At 66.3% G+C, this 17,514-nt stretch carries 16 protein-coding genes and 1 pseudogene; 6 read left to right on the top strand and 11 right to left on the bottom strand.

Translation table 11 applies throughout. The annotated features are described in order from the left end of the window. Window positions 1–14 precede the first annotated feature (14 nt). The 6 genes and pseudogenes from ACFUTU_RS02695 to ACFUTU_RS02720 form a co-directional block, all read right to left on the bottom strand. Window positions 15–1,598: an aldehyde dehydrogenase (NADP(+)) gene (locus tag ACFUTU_RS02695; protein ID WP_377960359.1), complete on the bottom strand. Its 1,584-nt coding sequence runs from the start codon at window positions 1,596–1,598 to the stop codon at window positions 15–17. A 61-nt stretch (window positions 1,599–1,659) separates the two neighbouring features. Continuing rightward, window positions 1,660–2,076, bottom strand: coding sequence for an ester cyclase (locus ACFUTU_RS02700; protein ID WP_377960361.1), 417 nt, complete (start codon window positions 2,074–2,076; stop codon window positions 1,660–1,662). Continuing rightward, window positions 2,073–2,654, bottom strand: a complete 582-nt coding sequence (locus ACFUTU_RS02705; RefSeq protein ID WP_377960363.1) for a flavin reductase family protein — start codon at window positions 2,652–2,654, stop codon at window positions 2,073–2,075. Before ACFUTU_RS02705 ends, ACFUTU_RS02700 begins: the two co-directional genes overlap by 4 nt. A 57-nt stretch (window positions 2,655–2,711) precedes the next feature. Continuing rightward, the gene (locus ACFUTU_RS02710) at window positions 2,712–3,227 is read right to left on the bottom strand and encodes a flavin reductase family protein (protein WP_377960365.1); all 516 of its coding nucleotides are present in this window, start codon (window positions 3,225–3,227) and stop codon (window positions 2,712–2,714) included. Next, window positions 3,224–4,561 (bottom strand): annotated as a pseudogene (locus ACFUTU_RS02715) (flavin monoamine oxidase family protein); the annotation flags it as partial. The gene ACFUTU_RS02710 and the pseudogene ACFUTU_RS02715, both read right to left, overlap by 4 nt. A gap of 18 nt (window positions 4,562–4,579) precedes the next feature. Further along, complete coding sequence (locus ACFUTU_RS02720) at window positions 4,580–5,977, bottom strand: LLM class flavin-dependent oxidoreductase (protein WP_377960367.1); 1,398 nt, start codon at window positions 5,975–5,977, stop codon at window positions 4,580–4,582. Window positions 5,978–6,274: 297 nt separating this feature from the next. On the opposite strand from ACFUTU_RS02720, the gene ACFUTU_RS02725 reads away from it, so the two are divergent. Further along, a complete protein-coding gene (locus tag ACFUTU_RS02725; protein ID WP_377960369.1) occupies window positions 6,275–7,633 on the top strand; it encodes an MFS transporter in 1,359 nt (452 codons plus the stop codon). Between the two features lie 176 nt (window positions 7,634–7,809). After that, window positions 7,810–8,685, top strand: coding sequence for an IclR family transcriptional regulator (locus ACFUTU_RS02730; protein WP_377960371.1), 876 nt, complete (start codon window positions 7,810–7,812; stop codon window positions 8,683–8,685). 52 nt (window positions 8,686–8,737) lie between these two features. Here ACFUTU_RS02730 and ACFUTU_RS02735 read toward each other — a convergent pair whose 3' ends face one another. After that, on the bottom strand, window positions 8,738–8,980 hold the full coding sequence (locus ACFUTU_RS02735) for a hypothetical protein (RefSeq protein WP_377960373.1): 243 nt from the start codon (window positions 8,978–8,980) through the stop codon (window positions 8,738–8,740). A gap of 18 nt (window positions 8,981–8,998) precedes the next feature. Then, window positions 8,999–9,178: a hypothetical protein gene (locus ACFUTU_RS02740; protein ID WP_377960375.1), complete on the bottom strand. Its 180-nt coding sequence runs from the start codon at window positions 9,176–9,178 to the stop codon at window positions 8,999–9,001. Window positions 9,179–9,431: 253 nt separating this feature from the next. Between ACFUTU_RS02740 and ACFUTU_RS02745 the strand changes: the two genes are divergently transcribed. From ACFUTU_RS02745 to ACFUTU_RS02755, 3 genes are all read left to right on the top strand, one after another. Then, entirely contained in the window at window positions 9,432–9,695 is a 264-nt protein-coding gene (locus ACFUTU_RS02745; RefSeq protein WP_377960377.1) for a hypothetical protein, read from the top strand. A gap of 166 nt (window positions 9,696–9,861) precedes the next feature. Further along, window positions 9,862–10,164, top strand: coding sequence for a hypothetical protein (locus ACFUTU_RS02750; RefSeq protein ID WP_377960379.1), 303 nt, complete (start codon window positions 9,862–9,864; stop codon window positions 10,162–10,164). 227 nt (window positions 10,165–10,391) lie between these two features. After that, a complete protein-coding gene (locus ACFUTU_RS02755) occupies window positions 10,392–12,188 on the top strand; it encodes an alpha-glucosidase (protein WP_377960381.1) in 1,797 nt (598 codons plus the stop codon). On the opposite strand, the gene ACFUTU_RS02760 is transcribed toward ACFUTU_RS02755, so the two are convergent. Together ACFUTU_RS02760 and ACFUTU_RS02765 are read right to left on the bottom strand one after the other, a co-directional pair. Continuing rightward, entirely contained in the window at window positions 12,185–13,894 is a 1,710-nt protein-coding gene (locus tag ACFUTU_RS02760; protein ID WP_377960383.1) for an alpha-amylase family protein, read from the bottom strand. The two genes, ACFUTU_RS02755 and ACFUTU_RS02760, sit on opposite strands and share 4 nt — an antisense overlap. Further along, window positions 13,891–14,862, bottom strand: a complete 972-nt coding sequence (locus ACFUTU_RS02765; RefSeq protein WP_377960385.1) for a TIGR03885 family FMN-dependent LLM class oxidoreductase — start codon at window positions 14,860–14,862, stop codon at window positions 13,891–13,893. Before ACFUTU_RS02765 ends, ACFUTU_RS02760 begins: the two co-directional genes overlap by 4 nt. Window positions 14,863–14,965: 103 nt before the next feature. On the opposite strand from ACFUTU_RS02765, the gene ACFUTU_RS02770 reads away from it, so the two are divergent. After that, window positions 14,966–16,033, top strand: a complete 1,068-nt coding sequence (locus ACFUTU_RS02770; RefSeq protein ID WP_377960387.1) for an ATP-dependent DNA ligase — start codon at window positions 14,966–14,968, stop codon at window positions 16,031–16,033. A 154-nt stretch (window positions 16,034–16,187) separates the two neighbouring features. Here the strand turns inward: ACFUTU_RS02770 and ACFUTU_RS02775 are convergent, their stop codons facing one another. Next, window positions 16,188–17,507: an MFS transporter gene (locus tag ACFUTU_RS02775; RefSeq protein WP_377960389.1), complete on the bottom strand. Its 1,320-nt coding sequence runs from the start codon at window positions 17,505–17,507 to the stop codon at window positions 16,188–16,190. Between the last annotated feature and the right edge of the window lie 7 nt (window positions 17,508–17,514).

Here is a 17,514-nt window from a genome sequence, read left to right on the forward strand (position 1 = left end):
TGCTGGGCGTGCTGTTAGTTGGCCTGTTCGGGCTTGCCGTCGATGAGGCGGTTGACCTGCCAGGGGTTGGCGTCCTGGAGGGGTGCAGGACGGAGCTGGTCGGGGAAGTTCTGGTAGGCAACCGGGCGCAGGAAGCGGTCGATCGCCAGCGATCCCACCGAGGTGGTCTTGGCGTCCGAGGTGGCGGGGTAGGGGCCGCCGTGGACCACGGCGTGGCCGACCTCGACGCCGGTGGGCCAGCCGTTGACGATGATCCGGCCGACCTTGCGTTCCAGGGTCGGGATGAGCGGTGCGGCGGCGGCGTAGTCGTCCTCGGTGATGTGCAGGGACGCGGTGAGCTGTCCCTCCAGCTTGCCCGTGGCCTCGATCAGGTCCTCGATGCCCTTGTAGCGGACCACGAGGGACGCGGCACCGAAGATTTCCTCGTGCAGGACGGGGTTGTTGATGAAGACGTCCAGGTTGGCGGTGAAGACTGCCGGGGCGGGGGAGTTTTCGCCCGGCCCCTTGGTGCCCCGGCCGAGGAGTTCGACGTCGGGGGCTGCTTCGAGTGCGTCGTGGCCGTGCTGCCAGGCGGTGGCGATGCCGCCGCTGAGCATGGTCTGGCCGGACAGTTCGCTGACGGCCCCGGTGACGGCGGCGGTGAAGCGGTCGCCGGCGTCGCCTTCGGGCACGAAGACCAGTCCGGGGGAGGTGCAGAGCTGTCCGGAACTGCCGGTGACGGAGCCGACGTACTGGGTGGCGAGGGCCGCCACGTCTCCTTCGAGGGTGCCGGGGAAGACGTAGACGGGGTTGATGGAGGACATTTCGGCGTAGACCGGAATCGGCTCAGGGCGGTTGGCGGCGGTGCGCATCAGGGCGGTGCCGCCGGCGCGGGAGCCGGTGAAGCCGACGGCCTTGATGGCCGGGTCGGCCACGAGGGCCTGGCCGATGCTGGCGCCGGAGCCGTAGACGAGGGAGAACACGCCGGGGTGCAGGCCGAGGTCTTTGACTGCTTTGGTGATGGCCTGGCCGACGAGTTCGGCGGCGCCGGGGTGGGCGTTGTGGGCTTTGACGATCACGGGGCAGCCGGCGGCGAAGGCCGAGGCGGTGTCGCCGCCGGCGACGGAGAACGCGAGCGGGAAGTTGCTGGCGCCGAACACGGCGACGGGTCCGAGGGGGATCTGGCGTTGGCGGATGTCGGCGCGGGGCAGCGGGGTGCGGTCGGGGATGGCGGGGTCGATGCGGACGCCGCGGAAATCGCCGTGGCGGACGACGTCGGCGAAAAGCCGCAGCTGGCCGGTGGTGCGGGCCCGTTCGCCACGCAGCCGGTCCAGGCCCAGCCCCGTTTCGATCGAAGTCCGTTCGATCAGTTCGTCCCCGATGGCCTCGATGTTTTCGGCGATCGCCTCGAGGAACCGCGCGTGCTGCTCCGGGTCGAGGGCGCTGAAGGAGTCGAAAGCCTCCGCGGCAGCTGCAGTGGCTTCCTGCAGCTGCTTTTCGCTGATCAGGGTGTAGGCCGGTTCGAGCTGTTCATTGGTGGCCGGGTTGATCCCGTGGGCCGTGCCGCTGGTACCGGGCGTCGTCTCGCCCGCGATCAGGGAATGTCCGTGAAGTGTCATTTGGTGCGCCTCCTGGGCGATCGAAAACAGAAGAGAAAGGGCGGTTCCGGCAGCAGTACGCCTAGGCGTTGCCGGCTCCGAGGTGCCAGATGCCGAGGGCGGAAAGCAGTTCCCGGGGGTCCCAGACCACCGATTCCTCGGCGAGCTTGTCGCCGTCGAAGGTCAGGAAGGAGGCGCCGGTCACCGCGATGCTGCGGCCGGTGGCGGGGACGTCCATGAATTCGCCGGTGTGGGTGCCGGTGGTCTGCCAGTGCACGGCCACCTTGGGGCCGTCCTCGATGAGTTCCAGGATTTCGGTGCTGGAATCCGGGAACGCGGTGTGCATCGCCTCGATGGTCTTGCGAAGGCTGGCGTAGTCCTCGCTGCCGGTCTTGGAGCGGCGGATGTAGCCGGGTGCGAGGAGCTGTTCGAACGCGGCCAGGTCGCCGTCGCCCCAGGCGCCGTTCCAGGCCTTAAGGATGGTGTCGCGGCGGCTCATGATGCGCTCCTTGCGGGTTCGTTTTCCGGTGCTGCAGGTGCAGCGGGCACGGGGGCGGGGATTTCGATGGGCAGGTACTGGCCGAACTTGCCGCCGCGGAAGAGCAGGGCGTCGCCGGTTCCTTCGCTCATGTTGGTGACGGATCCGACCACCATGTAGTGGTCGCCGACGACGACCTCGGCGGTGACGACGCAGTCGATGTAGGCGGTGGCGCCGTCCAGGTGCGGGGTTCCGAGGGGGCCGGGCTCGCAGGGCAGGCCGTCGAACTTCTCCGGTCCCTTCCGGGAGAGCGACTTGCAGATGCTGATCTGGTCGTCGGAGAGGATGTTGGCGGTGAACTTCTGCAGCTTGCGCAGCTTCGGCCAGCTGGAGGAGGACTTGTCCACGCAGAACATGACCAGCGGGGGCTCCAGTGACAGGGACTGGAAGGTGCCGACGACGAGGCCGAGCTTTTCGTCGTCGTCGTTGACTCCGGTGATGGCGGTGACGCCGGTGGGCAGCTTGCCCAGGATCTGGCGGTACAGGGCGGGGGTGATGTCGCTGTCCGGCGTCTTCTCGGCCGAGGGGGTGATATCCATGTCAGTCTTCCTTGATCAGATGGATGGATCAGATGGATTGAATCAGGTGGTTTGCGTTCAGGCGGTTTCGCGGAAGCTGCCGAAGCGGCCGCCGTGGAAGATGAGCGGGGCGGAAGCCCCGTCAGCAGGAGTCATGTCCAGGACACTGGCGATGACGACGACGTGGTCCCCGGCCGTGAACTGCTGTTCAATCCGGCAGTCGAACCAGGCAAGGGAACCGTCGAGGTGCGGGGTGCCCCACGCGGATTCGGACCAGGCTACGTTGCTGAGCTTGTCCTCACCCTTGGCGGAAAGTGCCCGGCACACCTGCTGCTGGTCCTCGGCGAGGAGGCTGACGCTGAAGGTCCCGGCGTCGGCGATCCTGGGCCAGCTCGTGGAGGAGTGCATCACGCTGAATGTCACCAGTGCCGGCTCCATTGACAGTGCGGCGAACGTTCCCACGATCATGCCGTTCTGGGCTCCGGTGACCGGGTCCGTGGAGCAGATCGCGGCGACACCGGTGGGCAGGTGCCGCATGACGGCGCGGTAGGTGTCGGAATCGATCCGGCTGGTTTCCAGGACGGGGGCGCTCATGGCTTTTCCTTCACTGCCGCGGCCTTGAGTTCTGCGTGGATGTTGCGGCCGGCGCGGAGGCCGGATTCGATGGCGCCGTCGAAGAAGCCGGCCCAGATGTTGGCGGTGTCGCTGCTGGCGAAGTGCAGTGCGCCTTCGGACGCCTGCTGTGCGGCGTGGTACTTGGTGAGCTGGCCGGGGCGCTGGATCTGCCAGGTTTCCTCGGCGTAGGGGTCCTCGCCCCATTTGTGGCCGGTGACTTCGAGGACTTCCAGGTCGTCGCGCCAGACTTTGATGGCTTCCTGGACCTGGACGGGGTCGGTGACGTCGATGCGGTTGGCGTCGGCGCCGAAGCCGACCAGGACGGCGTCGGTGTCGCTGACGAATTCGGTGCGGATGACTGAGAGCGGCTTGTCCTGGGCGGAGTAGGCGAAGAACGGCTTGATGGGGCCCTTGACCCGGATCCAGGCCTTGACGCCCTGGGATGCGGTCCTTTCCCGGCTGGGGGCGAGCTTGCCCTCGGACAGGGCGGGCTGGACATCGAGTTTGTGCAGGATGTTCTGCGACAGGGTGATGACCACCTTGTTGGCCTGGATGTCCTGGCCGTTGCCGTAGGTGACGGTGGCGCCGTCGGCGTTGTGGCGGACGGCCGTGACCGGGGAGTCGAGGCGGATGTCCGCGTCGCTGTCCTCGGCGATCGCCTTGACCAGGGTGTCGTTGCCGTCCTTGAGGCGGTAGATCGCGGAGGCTTCGTGCATGAGGTGCCAGTGTCCGGAGGAGCCGGCGGTCCAGCGCAGGGCGTTGACGTAGGCGCACTGGTTCAGGGGTGCGTTGAAGTGGCCGACCCAGGCGGCCTCGTTGGCGTTCCGCTCGTCTTCGGAGAGGTCGAGTTTGTCCAGGATTTCCTGCAGGTTGTACTGGTCAACCTCGGCCAGGTTTTCCACGGTCAGCGGTGCGTCCGGGCGGGGCAGCCACTTCACGGTGTCTTCCAGCAGCCGGGTCATGCCGGGGTCGATCAGCTTCATGAAGTCGTCCAGGTTGCCGCGGCGGACTTCGTTGCCGGCCAGCCAGTAGGTCTCTTCCGAGCGGGGGCCGCGGGAGACTTCCAGGCCGTAGCGGGTGACCTCGGCCCAGACGTGGGGCTGGGTCCAGTGCAGCCAGTTGCCGCCGAGTTCCAGGTTCTGGCCGAGCCGGCGTTCGGTGTATACGCGGCCGCCGAGGCGGTTTTGGGCTTCCAGGACGACCACTTTGTGGCCGCGGTTGCTCAGTTCGCGGGCGGTGGTGAGGCCAGCCAGGCCGGCACCGATGACGACGACGTCAGTCTGTTCAGTCATTGAAGTATCTTTCGTTGATGTATCTGTTAAGGCGCCGGCTTAGCGGGCGGCTTCGCTGAGGTGCTTGGTGCGGTGGGCGGTGGCGGGGTGGCCGTCCAGGGTGTATTTCTGGCCGAAGAGCTTTTCGCGCAGGGTGACCGGTTCCTGGTCCGCGGCGGGGGCTTCGGCGATCAGGCCCTGGGCGCGGAGCACGGGCAGGGCGAGTTCGATGAAGTCTTCCCAGCTGCCGGGCTTGGTGATGTAGCTGAGGTTGACGCCGTCGATGTCGGCTTCGTCGCGCCAGCGGCGCAGCTCTGCGGCGACGGTTTCGGGGGAGCCGATGATGGTGGAGCCGGTGCCGCCGACGGCGAGGAACTCGGCGATCTGGCGCGGGGTCCAGTCCCGGTCCGGGTCGGCTTTGGAGAACATGTCCACCATGGACTGGCCGGCTTTGGTGTTGACGGAGGCCAGCGGGGTGTCCAGTTCGTATTCGGACATGTCGATGCCGGTCCAGCCGCTGAAGCGGGCCAGGATCCCGTCGATCGGTGCGGTCTCCACCGCCTTGCGGTACTTGGCCTGCGCCTCTTCGTCGGTGGGGGCGACGATGACGGTGAGGAGGATGACGACCTTGACGTCGCGGGGGTCGCGGCCGGCGTCGGCCACGGCCTGGCGGAGCTTGGCCACACTGCGCGCGGTGCCCTCCACCGAGGTCCCCTGGAGGAAGACGGCTTCGGCGTGCTTGCCGCCGAATTCCATGCCCCGGGAGGACGCGCCGGCCTGGAACAGGACCGGGGTGCGCTGCGGGGACGGCTCGCAGAGGTGGAAACCGGGGACGGTGAAGTGCTGGCCGGAGTGGTTGATCTGGTGCACCTTGGCCGGATCGATGTAGGTCGCGGATGCGGCGTCGCGGACCACGGCGTCCTCCTCGAAGGAGCTTTCCCAGAGCTTGTAGACGACGTCCATGTACTCGTCGGCCATGTCGTAGCGCTCGGCCGGGGACAGCTGCTGTTCCTTGCCGAGGTTGCGGGCGGCGGCCTCGGAGTAGGAGGTCACGATGTTCCAGCCCACGCGGCCGGAGGTCAGGTGGTCCAGGCTGCTGTACTTGCGGGCCAGCAGGTAGGGCGGCTCGTAGGTTGCCGAGCAGGTCACACCGAAGGTGAGGTGCTTCGTCACGGCGGCCATGCCGCTGACCAGCACGGTGGGGTCGTTGATCGGGAACTGTGCGGCGTCGCGCAGGGCAGCATCGCCGCTGCCGCGGTAAACATCGTGGTAACCGACGTTGTCAGCGAAGAAGATCCCGTCGAAACCGGCCTTCTCCAGGGTCTGCGCGATGCCCGTCCAGTACTGCAGGTCCGTGTAGCGGTGGCCCTGGTCGCCATCGGCCCGCCAGGAACCGGAAGTCAGGTGGCTTGGGGCAAAGACGTCAAAAGCGAAAAGGCTCAGTGGTGCGTTTTTCATGGCAGCGGTGCTTCCTTGGACTCGTGCCGGACTAGGCGACAGCGTATCGGATCAACGTTCATAAGATGAACACTGCGTTCAATTTAGGGTGTAAGCCAACTCACTGTCAAGGGGTTTCCTGTGGTGATGCACGTTACGGAGGGTCTATTGACACCAGATGTGGCGCATGCCATATTTTTGACCACGACGTTCGAAAGATGAACAAGTCGAACCGCTTCAACCTCCCCAACTGCCGCCGTGCTGATACCGCCGGCGTCGTTCCCCCATGAATTGGCACGATCTACAAGGAAGTCCTTCGTGAATACACCTGTTACACCGGCCCCCGGGCCGTCTCTACAGACATCAGCCGCACAGGATCCGCAGAAGAAGCGGTTCCTGTACAAGCTCAGTGCGGTGATCGCCGGGGGCATGTTCATCGACGGCTTTATCCTGGGCGGGATCGGGCTCGTCATGCCGGCCCTGACGTCCGACCTCAGCCTTTCCGCCACCTGGCAGGGCCTGATCGGCGCCTCCGCCCTGATCGGCATCTTCTTCGGTGGCCCGATCGGCGGATACCTGGCCGACAAGATCGGGCGCAAGCCGATGTTCATCGTGGACCTGGCCATCTTCCTGCTTGGCTCCGCAGCGCAGTTCTTTGTCGCGGACGCGTGGCAGCTGTTCCTGATCCGCCTGCTCATGGGCATGGCGATCGGCGCCGACTACGCCATCGGCTGGCCCCTGCTGGTTGAATTCTCACCGGCCAGGCTGCGCGGCAAGCTCATGGCCTTCCAGGAAGTGGCCTGGTACGTCGGCTACCTGCTTTCGTATGCCGTGGGTTACTACATGTCGACGTCGATCGACGCCGACTGGCGCATCATCCTGGGCATGAGCACCATTCCTTCGCTGATCGTCTTCCTGCTTCGCCTGGGCTCCCCGGAGTCGCCGCGCTGGCTCATCAGCAAGGGGCGTACCAAGGAGGCGTTCGCCATCGCCCACGAGTTCATGGAAGAGGATGACGTCCGCGACCTCGAATACGAGAAGCCCCAGCGCCCCAGTTTCGGCAAGCTTTTCTCCCCGCAGTACCGCAACGCCACGATCTTCGTCTGCATGTACTGGGTCTGCAACGTGACCCCGTACTTTGCCATCGCCACCTTCGCGCCCATCGTGCTGGAAAGCCTGGGCGTTGAGGACGGCCTGGCCGGAGCGCTCCTGCTCAACGGCGTCGTGGTGGCCGGTTCCCTGGCGGCGATGTTCCTCATTGAACGCGTCGGCCGCCGAAAACTGTCCATTCCCCCGATGTGGATCGCCGCCGTCGCCCTCGTGGTCATCGGCCTGTTCTCCCACGTCTCGCCCCTGGTCATCCTGGTGTGCTTCATCGCCTTCTCCTTCTTCAATGCCATCTCCACCGCCCTGACCGGTGTTTACCCGGGTGAGGTCTTCCCCACGGAAATCCGCGGGGCGGGCGTCGGCTTTGCCACCGCCTTCTCGCGGATCGGCGCAGCAGCCGGAACCTTCATCCTCCCGATGTCGGTGGACAGCCTGGGTGTGGGAACCACGATGCTCATCGCGGCCGGCATCTGTGTGCTGGGTGCTGTCATCTCGCAGTACCTTGCCCCGGAAACCAAGGGCCTGAGCCTGAGCGACACCTCGGCCCCCATGGTCAAGGCGGGCAGCTAGCACCGAGGCCCGTACGGCTCACGTGAAGGAAGGGCGTCCTGCACCGGTTTACGCCGGCAGGGCGCCCTTCGGCATGTCCCGCGCTCCCGGCGTGCCGGGGCCGCCGGCGGAGGGGGAGTCCTTCGCACCCGCAGCTCTCGCCTGAACACCCCGTTCGGTACTTGAAAGGGCATAGGATGGGATGGACAGCACGGGCCACGGCCCTGAGCGAACGCGAACCGGGAGCGGACATGGCGGCGGGACGAAGCGCAGCAGAAGCAGATGAAGCACAAGGGACCGAAGCCTCAAGCCCCGACGAATCCGTAGACCTGACCAACAAGTCCGTCATCAAAGCGACGGTGCTTTTGAGTGAACTCGGCCGCCACCGGCAGGGCATCACCGTCACGGAACTGGCCCAGGCCGTAGGCATGACGCGCCCCACGGCCTTCCGTCTGCTGCTGAGCCTGGAGCAGACGGGCTTCGTGGACCGCGTGGACAACCGTTACCTGCTGGGGTGGCAGATGGCCCGGCTGGGCAGGCTCGCGGACCCGTATACCGGCGCCGTGGCCAGGATCCAGCCAGTCCTGGACGAGTACGCGGCCAAGCTCAACGAGACATTCAGCTTCGCCATGGTGCGGGGTGAACTGGCCTACGACGTGATTGCCGAGGCCTATGCCTCCCGCTACCTGAACGTGTCCCACGTCTACCTCGGGGGCACCTATCCGATTCACGCCAGCGCCACGGGCAAGGTCCTGCTGGCCGAACTGAGTGACGAGCAGGTCGCGGCCGAGCTGCCCGAGAAGCTGGAGTCCTACACTCCGCACACCATCACCAGCCGGAAAGCCCTGGTGAAGGAACTGCACCAGGTCAGGGAGCAGGGCTACGCCATCCTTGACGACGAACTCGAAGAAGGCCTGTTTGTGGTCGCGTGTCCTGTCCGCGACGCAGCGGATGCGGTGGTCGGCATACTCTCGATCAACGGCCCTGTGCAGCGGCTCAAGTCGGACCAGCTGCCTGACACGATCGATCAGCTGCGCCAGGCTGCGCTGGACATCTCCAAGGCCCTGTCCTAGCTGTTAGGCCCTGATTTAGCCATCAGATCCAGCCGCCCAGCCCTTGTGCCGGCTATCCGGCGTTCGCCATCGCGATCAGGTGATCCCGGGACGGGTACTTCCACTCCACGTACCGAACGGGGATTCCGGCGCGCTCGGCGACCCGCCGGTGGGTGACGCTCTCCGGGCCCTCGCTGCTGCTCACTTCCGTGATGCAGGCGATCAGGGCTGCGGTTCGTCTTTCGTCCCGTTCGCGAAGGACGTCAGCTGTCCTCCTGGGCGTCTTCGGCCGTGCCTTCTGGCGCCAATGGGTCATGTCTAAAACTCCGCTGCCTTAGGAGGCTGCAGGGCCCTCAACGTACAGGCCGGCCCAAGGGGTGCAGGTCAGCACGTCGGAGCCCGCCGTCTGCCGGCCCGCACCCCTACCGGCGTCCACGCCGGCTGCCCGCCTGCCCCCGGAGAGGGGGCGGCCGGAGCGGGCGAATGCGGTCAGGATGCGGTGAACGGTGCTCATGGTGGGCTCCTTGCGGACTGCCGGGGAGCAGGCTCCCTGGGTTTCTGGGCATCGGAAGCCGCCTTTGGCCACCGAGTAAAGTTGAACGTCACGTTCATTTACTGAACGTGCCTCCATTGTGGCCCGAGTCACGGTTTTTTGCAAGGCGCCCGGGGGACGGGCTTGACGGTGAAGTGGATCACTTCTAGTATGAACGCCACGTTCAATTATTGAACACCTGCTAATCTCCACATCTACTCCTTGGATCAGGAAAATGCGCCTACATTCCCCAACTCCAGCCAGCCACGTCAACCGCCTGCCGGTGGCCCCGGTGCCCGACTGGTCGAAACTTTCACGCCAGGATGCCGTTCGGGTGCTCCTGCGGGACGGCCGGGTCATCGCAGGGCGGATCGACATGATCGCCGTGGACCGCAGCGTCTTCTGGGTGATCCAGTCGGGAGGCCGCGGCAGGGTTATGGTCTGCAGCTCGGACAGGCCGGTGGTGGTGCGGGACGGGTCGGCTGCCAGTACGCACTAGGCGGCGCACCATAGCCGCCCCGCGTAACTCTTGCGCGGAAAGGTGAGCCGTGCCACAATAAAATAACGTTCATTAAATGAACGTCACGTTCATATTGGAAACATCCAGAGACAAGAAGCGGTCGGTACGCAGATGTGCCGGGCCGCACGGCAGAAGGGAAGGAACCATGTCCATCTCAGCAGGTCACCGGGCTATCGCCAGCGCCTTCGGCTGGGGGCACCGCTCTGCCCAGCGGGCCGCCTTCCCGGTTGCAGGGCCGCCGGCCACGTCCGCGCCGGCCACGTCCGCGCCGGCCACGTCCGCGCCGGCTCCGGCGGTGCCGGCCGCCGTCGAATCCGGTGCACTGGTTTGCTCCCCCTGGGAGGGCCTCTACCTCGAGCAGGCGCACCCCGTCACCGCCCGCGGGAACACTTCCACGACGGGCCGGCAGCTGGACTCGTTCCTCGACAGTCTGATGTACGGCGAATAGCAGCGGTGCGGCCTCGCCATGACAACCACAATTTATGCCGAAGCTGCCGGCGACGAGTCATCCACAGCATCAGCCGCTGACGACTGCGACGCCAACACCTGCTTCTACTGCGCCGGCCCAGAAACGGACTGAGGAACTGTCCGCGCAGGCCATTGACCGCCGATTCTTCTGGAACAAGACTTTCAGTGGGCCAGCAGCCCGCCACCGTCGACCAGGAGGAGCCAGCGATGACCACGCAGGAAACCGAGGCAGAGGAGTCCTACCGGGCCGGGAGGGAATGGTTCAAGAGTGCGGTGGTGTACCAGATCTATCCGCGGAGCTTCGCCGACTCGGACGGCGACGGCATCGGCGACCTCCGGGGAATCATCGGCAAACTGGACTACCTGCAAAAGCTGGGGGTCGACGTCGTCTGGCTGTCCCCGGTGTACCGCTCGCCGCAGGACGACAACGGCTACGACATCAGCGACTACCGTGACATCGATCCCGTCTTCGGCGACCTTGAGACCCTCGACGAACTGCTGGAAGGCCTGCACGCACGCGGCATGAAGCTGGTGATGGACCTCGTGGTGAACCACACCTCTGACGAGCACCCGTGGTTCGTGGAATCCCGCTCCAGCCGGGACAACCCGAAGCGGGACTGGTACTGGTGGCGGCCGCCGCGCGGGGGTGCCGAAGCAGGAGTTCCTGCTCCCGGCATGCCCGGCGCGGAGCCGAACAACTGGGGTTCTGCCTTCTCCGGGCCGGCGTGGGAGTACGACGAAAGCACGGGGGAGTACTACCTGCATCTGTTCTCCAGGAAGCAGCCGGACCTCAACTGGGAAAACCCGGAGGTGCGGGCCGCCGTCTACGACATGATGAACTGGTGGCTGGACCGCGGCGTGGACGGCTTCCGGATGGACGTCATCAACTTCATCTCCAAAGAACAATCGCTCCCGGATGGCGCGAAGGCCGTCGGCATGCTCTACGGCGACGGCGGTCCACACTTCATTTGCGGACCGCGCATCCACGAATTCCTGCAGGAGATGCACCGGGAAGTCTTCGCGGGACGGGACAAGGATCTGCTGACCGTGGGCGAGATGCCGGGCGTCACCGTCGAGGACGCCGTCCTCTTCACCGACCCGGAGCGGCGGGAGGTGGACATGGTGTTCCAGTTCGAGCATGTGGCACTGGACCAGGAGGGCGGCAACAAGTGGCGGCCCAAGAAACTGCTGCTCACCGACCTGAAAAAGTCCCTGGGCCGCTGGCAGGACGGGCTCGCCGGGCGCGGCTGGAACAGCCTCTACTGGGGCAACCACGACCAGGCCCGCGCCGTTTCCCGGTTCGGCGACGACGGCCGGTACCGGGAGGTGTCGGCGAAGATGCTGGCCGCCGTCCTGCACCTGCACCGCGGCACGCCCTACGTGTACCAGGGCGAGGAGCTCGGCATGACCAACATGGCGTTCGGCGCCATCAGCGATTACCGCGATATCGAGGTCCTCAACCACCACCGCGAGGCCACCACCCACCTGGGCCACACGGACGCGGAGGTCCTGGCCGCGCTGGCCCCGCTGAACCGGGACAACGCCCGGACACCCGTACAGTGGGACGCTAGCCGCCACGGCGGGTTCACCACCGGTGCGCCCTGGATCGCGGTTAACCCGAACGCCAACACGATCAACGCCGCCGCGCAGGTGGATGACCCCGAATCGGTCTTCAGCTTCTACCGCCAGGTGATCGCCCTCCGGCACTCGGATCCCGTGGTGGCCCACGGGGATTTCAGCATGCTGCTGCCTGACGACGAGCACATCTACGCGTTTACACGCTCGCTGCCGGAGGCGGAGCTTTTGGTCCTGGCCAACTTTTCGGGGACGGCCCGGTCGGCCGAGGTCGACGGCGGTGGCTGGCTCGACGGCGACCGGGCACCGGCCGAGCTGGTGCTGGGCAACTATCCGCCGGACACCAGTGCAGGGCAGGGCGGCACCCAGCACTTCGACCTGCGCCCCTGGGAGGTGAAGGTGTTCCGCCGGACCCTCCAAAGCTCCTAGGGTGCGAGGCGGTCGCCGGGGCGGTGGACGCGGAACCAGCGGTAGCCGTACCGTCCCAGCTCAACGGTGAAGCCGCCGTCGGCCTCCAACGGTATGTTCCCGCCGTCGAACAGGTCCAGCAGCATGGCGTCCCGGTAGGCCCGCGGCTGACCGTCCCCGGCCGCCGCGTTTTCAGTCCCGACGTTCGCAGTGACCTTCACCGGCGCGTCGCCGAAGTTGTGCAGCAGCACCACGGTGGCCTCCGCCGAGCTGCAGCGGTGCGCGACAACGGCCGGTTCCGGCTGCTCGAGGACGGCGAATTCGCCCCAGCCCAGCTCAGGTGACTCGCGGTACCGCTGGATGAGCGTTGCCATGAAATTCCACAGGGACTCCGGATCCCGTTTGGCTTCGGCCGCGTTGACCTTCTCCGGGCCGTACTCCCCGCGGGCCAGCGGAACCACCAGCTCGGACACCTTCGCGCTGGAGAAGCCGCCGTTCTTCTCGCCGTTCCACTGCATCGGCGTGCGGACCGCGGCCCGGCCCTTCTGCCGCAGGTCCTCGCCCATCCCGATTTCCTCGCCGTAAAAGAGCACCGGCGTACCGGGCAAGGAGAACATCAGGGAATAGACCATGCGGATCCGGTCCGCGTCGCCGTCCAGCATCGGCGGCAGCCGGCGGCGCAGCCCGCGGCCGTAGAGCTGCATGTTCTTGTCCGGGCCGAAGGCTTCAAAAACTTCCTGCCGTTCGCCGTCGCTGAGCTTGTCCAGCGTGAGCTCGTCGTGGTTCCGGACGAACATGGCCCAGTGGTTGTCGGGATGCAGCTGCGGGCGCGTCTTCAGCGTCTCGGCCAGCGGGCGGGCGTCCTGCCGGGCGAGGGAGAGGTAGATGTGCTGCATGGACATGAAGTCGAACTGCATGTTCAGCTCGTTGCCCTCGGCGCCGCCGAAGTACTCCAGCTGATCCTTGTACGGCAGGTTCACCTCGCCGAGCAGCACCGCGCCGCCGTTGCGCCGGTTGACGAAGCTGCGCAGGGCGCTGAGGTAGTCGTGCGGGTCGATGTTGGCGGCCTCGTCCTTGGGCGCGCCGCGGGTTTCCAGGAAAAACGGGACCGCATCCAGCCGGAACCCGTCCAGTCCCAGCTCCAGCCAAAGACCCATGGCTTTGGCGATCTCGTTGCGGACTTTGGGGTTGGTGACGTTAAGGTCCGGCTGGTGCTCCATGAACATGTGCAGGTACCACTCGCCGGTTGCATCATCCTGGGTCCAGATGGATGTCTGTTCGCCGGGAAACACCACCTCCGAGGACGTGTCCGGCGGCGGGTCGCTTCGCCAGACGTAGTAGTCGCGGTACGGGTTGTCTATGGACTTGCGGGCCTCGACGAACCAGGGATGCTGGTTGGAAGTGTGGTTGACCACAAAGTCCGCGATCACCCGGATGCCCCGGTCCTTCGCGGTGCGGATGAACTCCACGAAGTCGCCCAGCGTGCCGAGGCGGCGGTCGACGTCGAAGAAGTCCGTGACGTCGTAGCCGTCGTCCCGGTCCGGCGACGGGTAGAACGGCATCAGCCAGATGCAGCTCACGCCCAGCGCCGCCAGGTAGTCCACGCGCTGGGTCAGGCCGGTGAAATCGCCGGTGCCGTCGCCGTCGTGGTCGAAGAAGGTCTCCACGTCCAGGCAGTAGACGACGGCGGTTTTCCACCACAGATCCGATGTCTCGGCGATGTTCATGCCACCGGCACCTTCCGCAGCTGCGGCAGGACGCTTTGGGCGAAGGCGTCGATGAACGGTGCCTGGTCCTGCCCGACGAAGTGGAGGTACAGCTCGTCGAAGCCGAGGTCCAGGTATTCGCCCAGCCATTGCACGTGGCGGTCCAGGCTGGCCGAAACGTTCACCGATTTCCGCACCTGGGCTTCCCCGACGTCGGTGCTGACGCCGTCGAAGTGCGCCGCCGTTGGCAGGTCCCAGGGGATGGGTGGGGCGAAGACATTGGAACGCCACTGGTCCATGGCAATGGCGACGGCGTCCGCCTCCCGGGGAGCCCAGGACAGGTGGATCTGCAGCACGGCCTTTCCCTTGCCGCCTTCTGCCCGGTACGCCGCCAGCATTTCTGTGAGCTTCCCGGCTGGCTGGTTAATCGTCACCAGACCGTCAGCCCAGCCCGCCGCCCGGCGGGCCGTGTCCACGCTGATGGCTGGCGCGATCAGCGGGGGCGGTGGTGACGGCACATCCCAGATGCGCGCCTGCTCCACGGTGACCAGGCCGTGATGGGTCACCTCCTCGCCGGCATGCAGCCGGCGGATGACGTCCACGCATTCCTCCAACCGCTGCTGCCGGGTTTCCTTCAGCGGCCAGGGGTCGCCGGTGACGTGCTCATTCATGTTCTCGCCGCTGCCGGGGGCCATCCAGAACCGGCCCGGAAACATGGATGCCAGCGTGGCCGAGGCGTGGGCGATGATGGCCGGGTGGTACCGCTGTCCCGGCGCCGTGACCACACCGAAGCGGAGGCTGGTGCTGGCCAAAGCGGCCCCGAGCCAGGACCACGCAAAGCCCGAGTGCCCCTGCCGCGCCGACCACGGCTCAATGTGGTCTGAGCACATGGCGGCGTCGAAGCCTGCCTCCTCGGCGAGCCGGACGTCCTTGAGGAGCTGGCCGGGGCTGATCTGTTCATGCGATGCGTGGAAACCGATAGCTGCCATCCCCCATGTCTACCGGCGAAGCGCGGGCCGTGTCGAGGGCGCAGCCCCGTGGGCTGGGGCGCGGGGGTGGCGTCCGGACGGGTGCCGGGCAAGAATGGGGCCTATGCAGCTGCCGGTCATGCCCCCTGTCGCCCCCATGCTGGCCAAGTCGGTCGGTGCCATCCCCGAAGGCCGCCTGAGCTACGAGCCGAAGTGGGACGGATTCCGCTCCATCATCTTCCGCGACGGTGACGACGTGGAGATCGGCAGCCGCAATGAGAAACCGATGACGCGGTACTTTCCCGAGCTTGTGGAGGCTCTGAAAACCAACCTGCCGCCCAAGTGCGTGATCGACGGCGAGATCGTCCTGGTGGGTGCTTCCGGGGACCGGCTGGACTTCGATGCCCTGCAGCAGCGGATCCACCCCGCGGCCAGCAGGGTCAAGCTGCTCTCCGAACAGACGCCGGCGAAGTTCGTGGCGTTCGACCTGCTGGCCCTTGGCGACGAGGACTTTAGCGGCCGCCCCTTTGCCGAACGGCGTGCCGCACTGGAAAAGGCCTTCGCCTCGGCCAGCGCCCCGGTCCACCTGACCGCCGCCACCCAGGACCCGGAACTGGCCGGAAAGTGGTTCCACCAGTTTGAGGGCGCCGGCCTGGACGGGATCGTTGCCAAACCGCTGGACGGTCCGTACCAGCCGGACAAGCGGGTGATGTTCAAGATCAAGCACGAGCGGACCGCCGACGTCGTCCTGGCCGGCTACCGCGTTCACAAGAGCGGCCCCGACTCCATCGGCTCGCTGCTGCTGGGCCTGTACAAACCCGACGGCGAACTTGCCAGCGTTGGCGTCGTTGGCGCCTTTCCGATGAAGCGGCGGAAGGAGCTTTTTGAGGAACTCCAGCCCTTGGTCACCGGCTTCGACGAACATCCGTGGGCCTGGGCCAAGCAGGAGGAAGGCGCCCGGACGCCCCGCAATGCGGAGGGCAGCCGGTGGAGCGCGGGCAAGGACCTGTCCTTCACACCGCTGCGGCCGGAGCGGGTCCTGGAAGTGAAATACGACCACATGGAAGGCGATCGGTTCCGCCACACCGCGCAGTTCGTGCGCTGGCGGCCGGACCGGGACCCGGAGTCCTGCACGTACGAACAGCTCGAGGAGCCGGTGAAGTTCGACCTCGCCGAGGTGCTCGCCACCTGAACCCAAGCAAAAAGGCGGCCCGCCCCGGTGAGGGGTGGGCCGCCGTCGTGACCTTCTTTGAAGTTGCACCTGGCCCAAAACGGCGCGACCCGCCGTGCTGTGATCCGGTGCGGGGGGCAAACCGGGTCACGACGGCGGGAGGCGCCTTGGTCAGTTACTTAAGGCCAAGCTCCTTGGTGGGAACCTTGAAGGTCTCCTTGGCCGTCAGGGCCGAGATCGCGGCGACACCGCAGATGACTGCGGTGAAGATGCTGATCTGTACCCAGCCCCCGGGCTTGATGCCGCCCATGGCCGCCACAATGGCGGGGGCGAACCCGGCCATCAGGAAGCCGAGCTGCGTGCCGATCGCCAGGCCGGAGAACCGCACCTTGGTGCTGAACATCTCGGCGTAGAAGGAAGGCCAGACGGCGTTGGCGGCAGCATAGCCGCAGGAGAAGAAGGCGATGGCAGCCAGGAACATCAGCGGCACGTTGCCGGATTCCAGGCTCAGCAGGAACAGCGGGGCCAGCGCGGCGCTGGCCAGGGCACCGTAGATGTAGACCGGCTTGCGTCCGATGCGGTCGGCCAGCTTGCCGAACAGCGGCTGGGTGCCCAGGGCCACGAGGTTGGCGCCCACCACGAGCCAGAGGGTGATGGTGCCGTCGACGCCGGCAACGGTTTTGGCGTAGCTGATGGCCAAGGTGCCGAACACCGTGGACACGGCGGCGATGAAGGCGCAGCAGATGACGCGGAGGACGTCGCGCCAGTGGGACTTGAGCAGCTCGGCCACGGGCAGCTTGGCGATCTGGGCCGACTTCTGGGCTGCTTCGAAGGCCGGCGGCTCGTGCAGGCTGCGGCGGATGAAGAAGGCGACCACAACAACCACGGCGCTGAGCCAGAAGGGGATCCGCCAACCGATGCCGTACTTGATCTCGTCCGGCAGCGCGAGGACCGGAATGAAGACGAGCGCCGCCAGGATCTGGCCCCCCTGCGTGCCGGTGAGGGTCCACGAGGTGAAGAACGAGCGCTGGTTGTCCGGGGCGTGCTCCAAAGTCATGGAGGAAGCGCCGGCCTGTTCGCCGGCCGCGGAGAGGCCCTGGCAGAGGCGGGCGAGCACCAGCAGGGCCGGAGCCCACCAGCCGACGGTATTGAAGTCCGGCAGGCAGCCGATCAGGAAGGTGGAGGCGCCCATAAGGACCAGGGTGAACATGAGGACCTTGCGCCGGCCCACCCTGTCGCCGTAGTGGCCCAGGATCACGGCGCCGACAGGCCGTGCGACGTAGGCAAAGCCGAAGGTCGCAAAGGACATGATGGCGGCGTTGGCGTCAGCGTTCGGGAAGAACACGTGCGGGAAAATCAGCGCGGCTGCCGAGCCGAAGATAAAGAAGTCGTAGTACTCGACGGCGCTGCCGAGGAAGCTGGCAAGGGCTGCCTTCTTCGGTGTCCCGGCCGGGGCAACGGTGCCCGGCGTGGTGGACGGAATGGTCTGGCTCATGGTGTTC

Origin of the sequence: Arthrobacter sp. NPDC057388 (assembly GCF_042668165.1) — a bacterium.
Classification (GTDB): domain Bacteria; phylum Actinomycetota; class Actinomycetes; order Actinomycetales; family Micrococcaceae; genus Arthrobacter.

Bases quoted from the DNA above. Each gene is read 5' to 3' on its own strand.
- ACFUTU_RS02740 (WP_377960375.1), bottom strand. From the start codon at position 9,178: ATGAGCACCGTTCACCGCATCCTGACCGCATTCGCCCGCTCCGGCCGC.
- ACFUTU_RS02730 (WP_377960371.1), top strand. From the start codon at position 7,810: ATGGGATGGACAGCACGGGCCACGGCCCTGAGCGAACGCGAACCGGGA.
- ACFUTU_RS02710 (WP_377960365.1), bottom strand. From the start codon at position 3,227: ATGAGCGCCCCCGTCCTGGAAACCAGCCGGATCGATTCCGACACCTAC.
- ACFUTU_RS02735 (WP_377960373.1), bottom strand. From the start codon at position 8,980: ATGACCCATTGGCGCCAGAAGGCACGGCCGAAGACGCCCAGGAGGACA.
- ACFUTU_RS02750 (WP_377960379.1), top strand. From the start codon at position 9,862: ATGTCCATCTCAGCAGGTCACCGGGCTATCGCCAGCGCCTTCGGCTGG.
- ACFUTU_RS02705 (WP_377960363.1), bottom strand. From the start codon at position 2,654: ATGGATATCACCCCCTCGGCCGAGAAGACGCCGGACAGCGACATCACC.
- ACFUTU_RS02775 (WP_377960389.1), bottom strand. From the start codon at position 17,507: ATGAGCCAGACCATTCCGTCCACCACGCCGGGCACCGTTGCCCCGGCC.
- ACFUTU_RS02720 (WP_377960367.1), bottom strand. From the start codon at position 5,977: ATGAAAAACGCACCACTGAGCCTTTTCGCTTTTGACGTCTTTGCCCCA.
- ACFUTU_RS02695 (WP_377960359.1), bottom strand. From the start codon at position 1,598: ATGACACTTCACGGACATTCCCTGATCGCGGGCGAGACGACGCCCGGT.
- ACFUTU_RS02760 (WP_377960383.1), bottom strand. From the start codon at position 13,894: ATGAACATCGCCGAGACATCGGATCTGTGGTGGAAAACCGCCGTCGTC.
- ACFUTU_RS02700 (WP_377960361.1), bottom strand. From the start codon at position 2,076: ATGAGCCGCCGCGACACCATCCTTAAGGCCTGGAACGGCGCCTGGGGC.
- ACFUTU_RS02745 (WP_377960377.1), top strand. From the start codon at position 9,432: ATGCGCCTACATTCCCCAACTCCAGCCAGCCACGTCAACCGCCTGCCG.
- ACFUTU_RS02770 (WP_377960387.1), top strand. From the start codon at position 14,966: ATGCAGCTGCCGGTCATGCCCCCTGTCGCCCCCATGCTGGCCAAGTCG.
- ACFUTU_RS02765 (WP_377960385.1), bottom strand. From the start codon at position 14,862: ATGGCAGCTATCGGTTTCCACGCATCGCATGAACAGATCAGCCCCGGC.
- ACFUTU_RS02755 (WP_377960381.1), top strand. From the start codon at position 10,392: ATGACCACGCAGGAAACCGAGGCAGAGGAGTCCTACCGGGCCGGGAGG.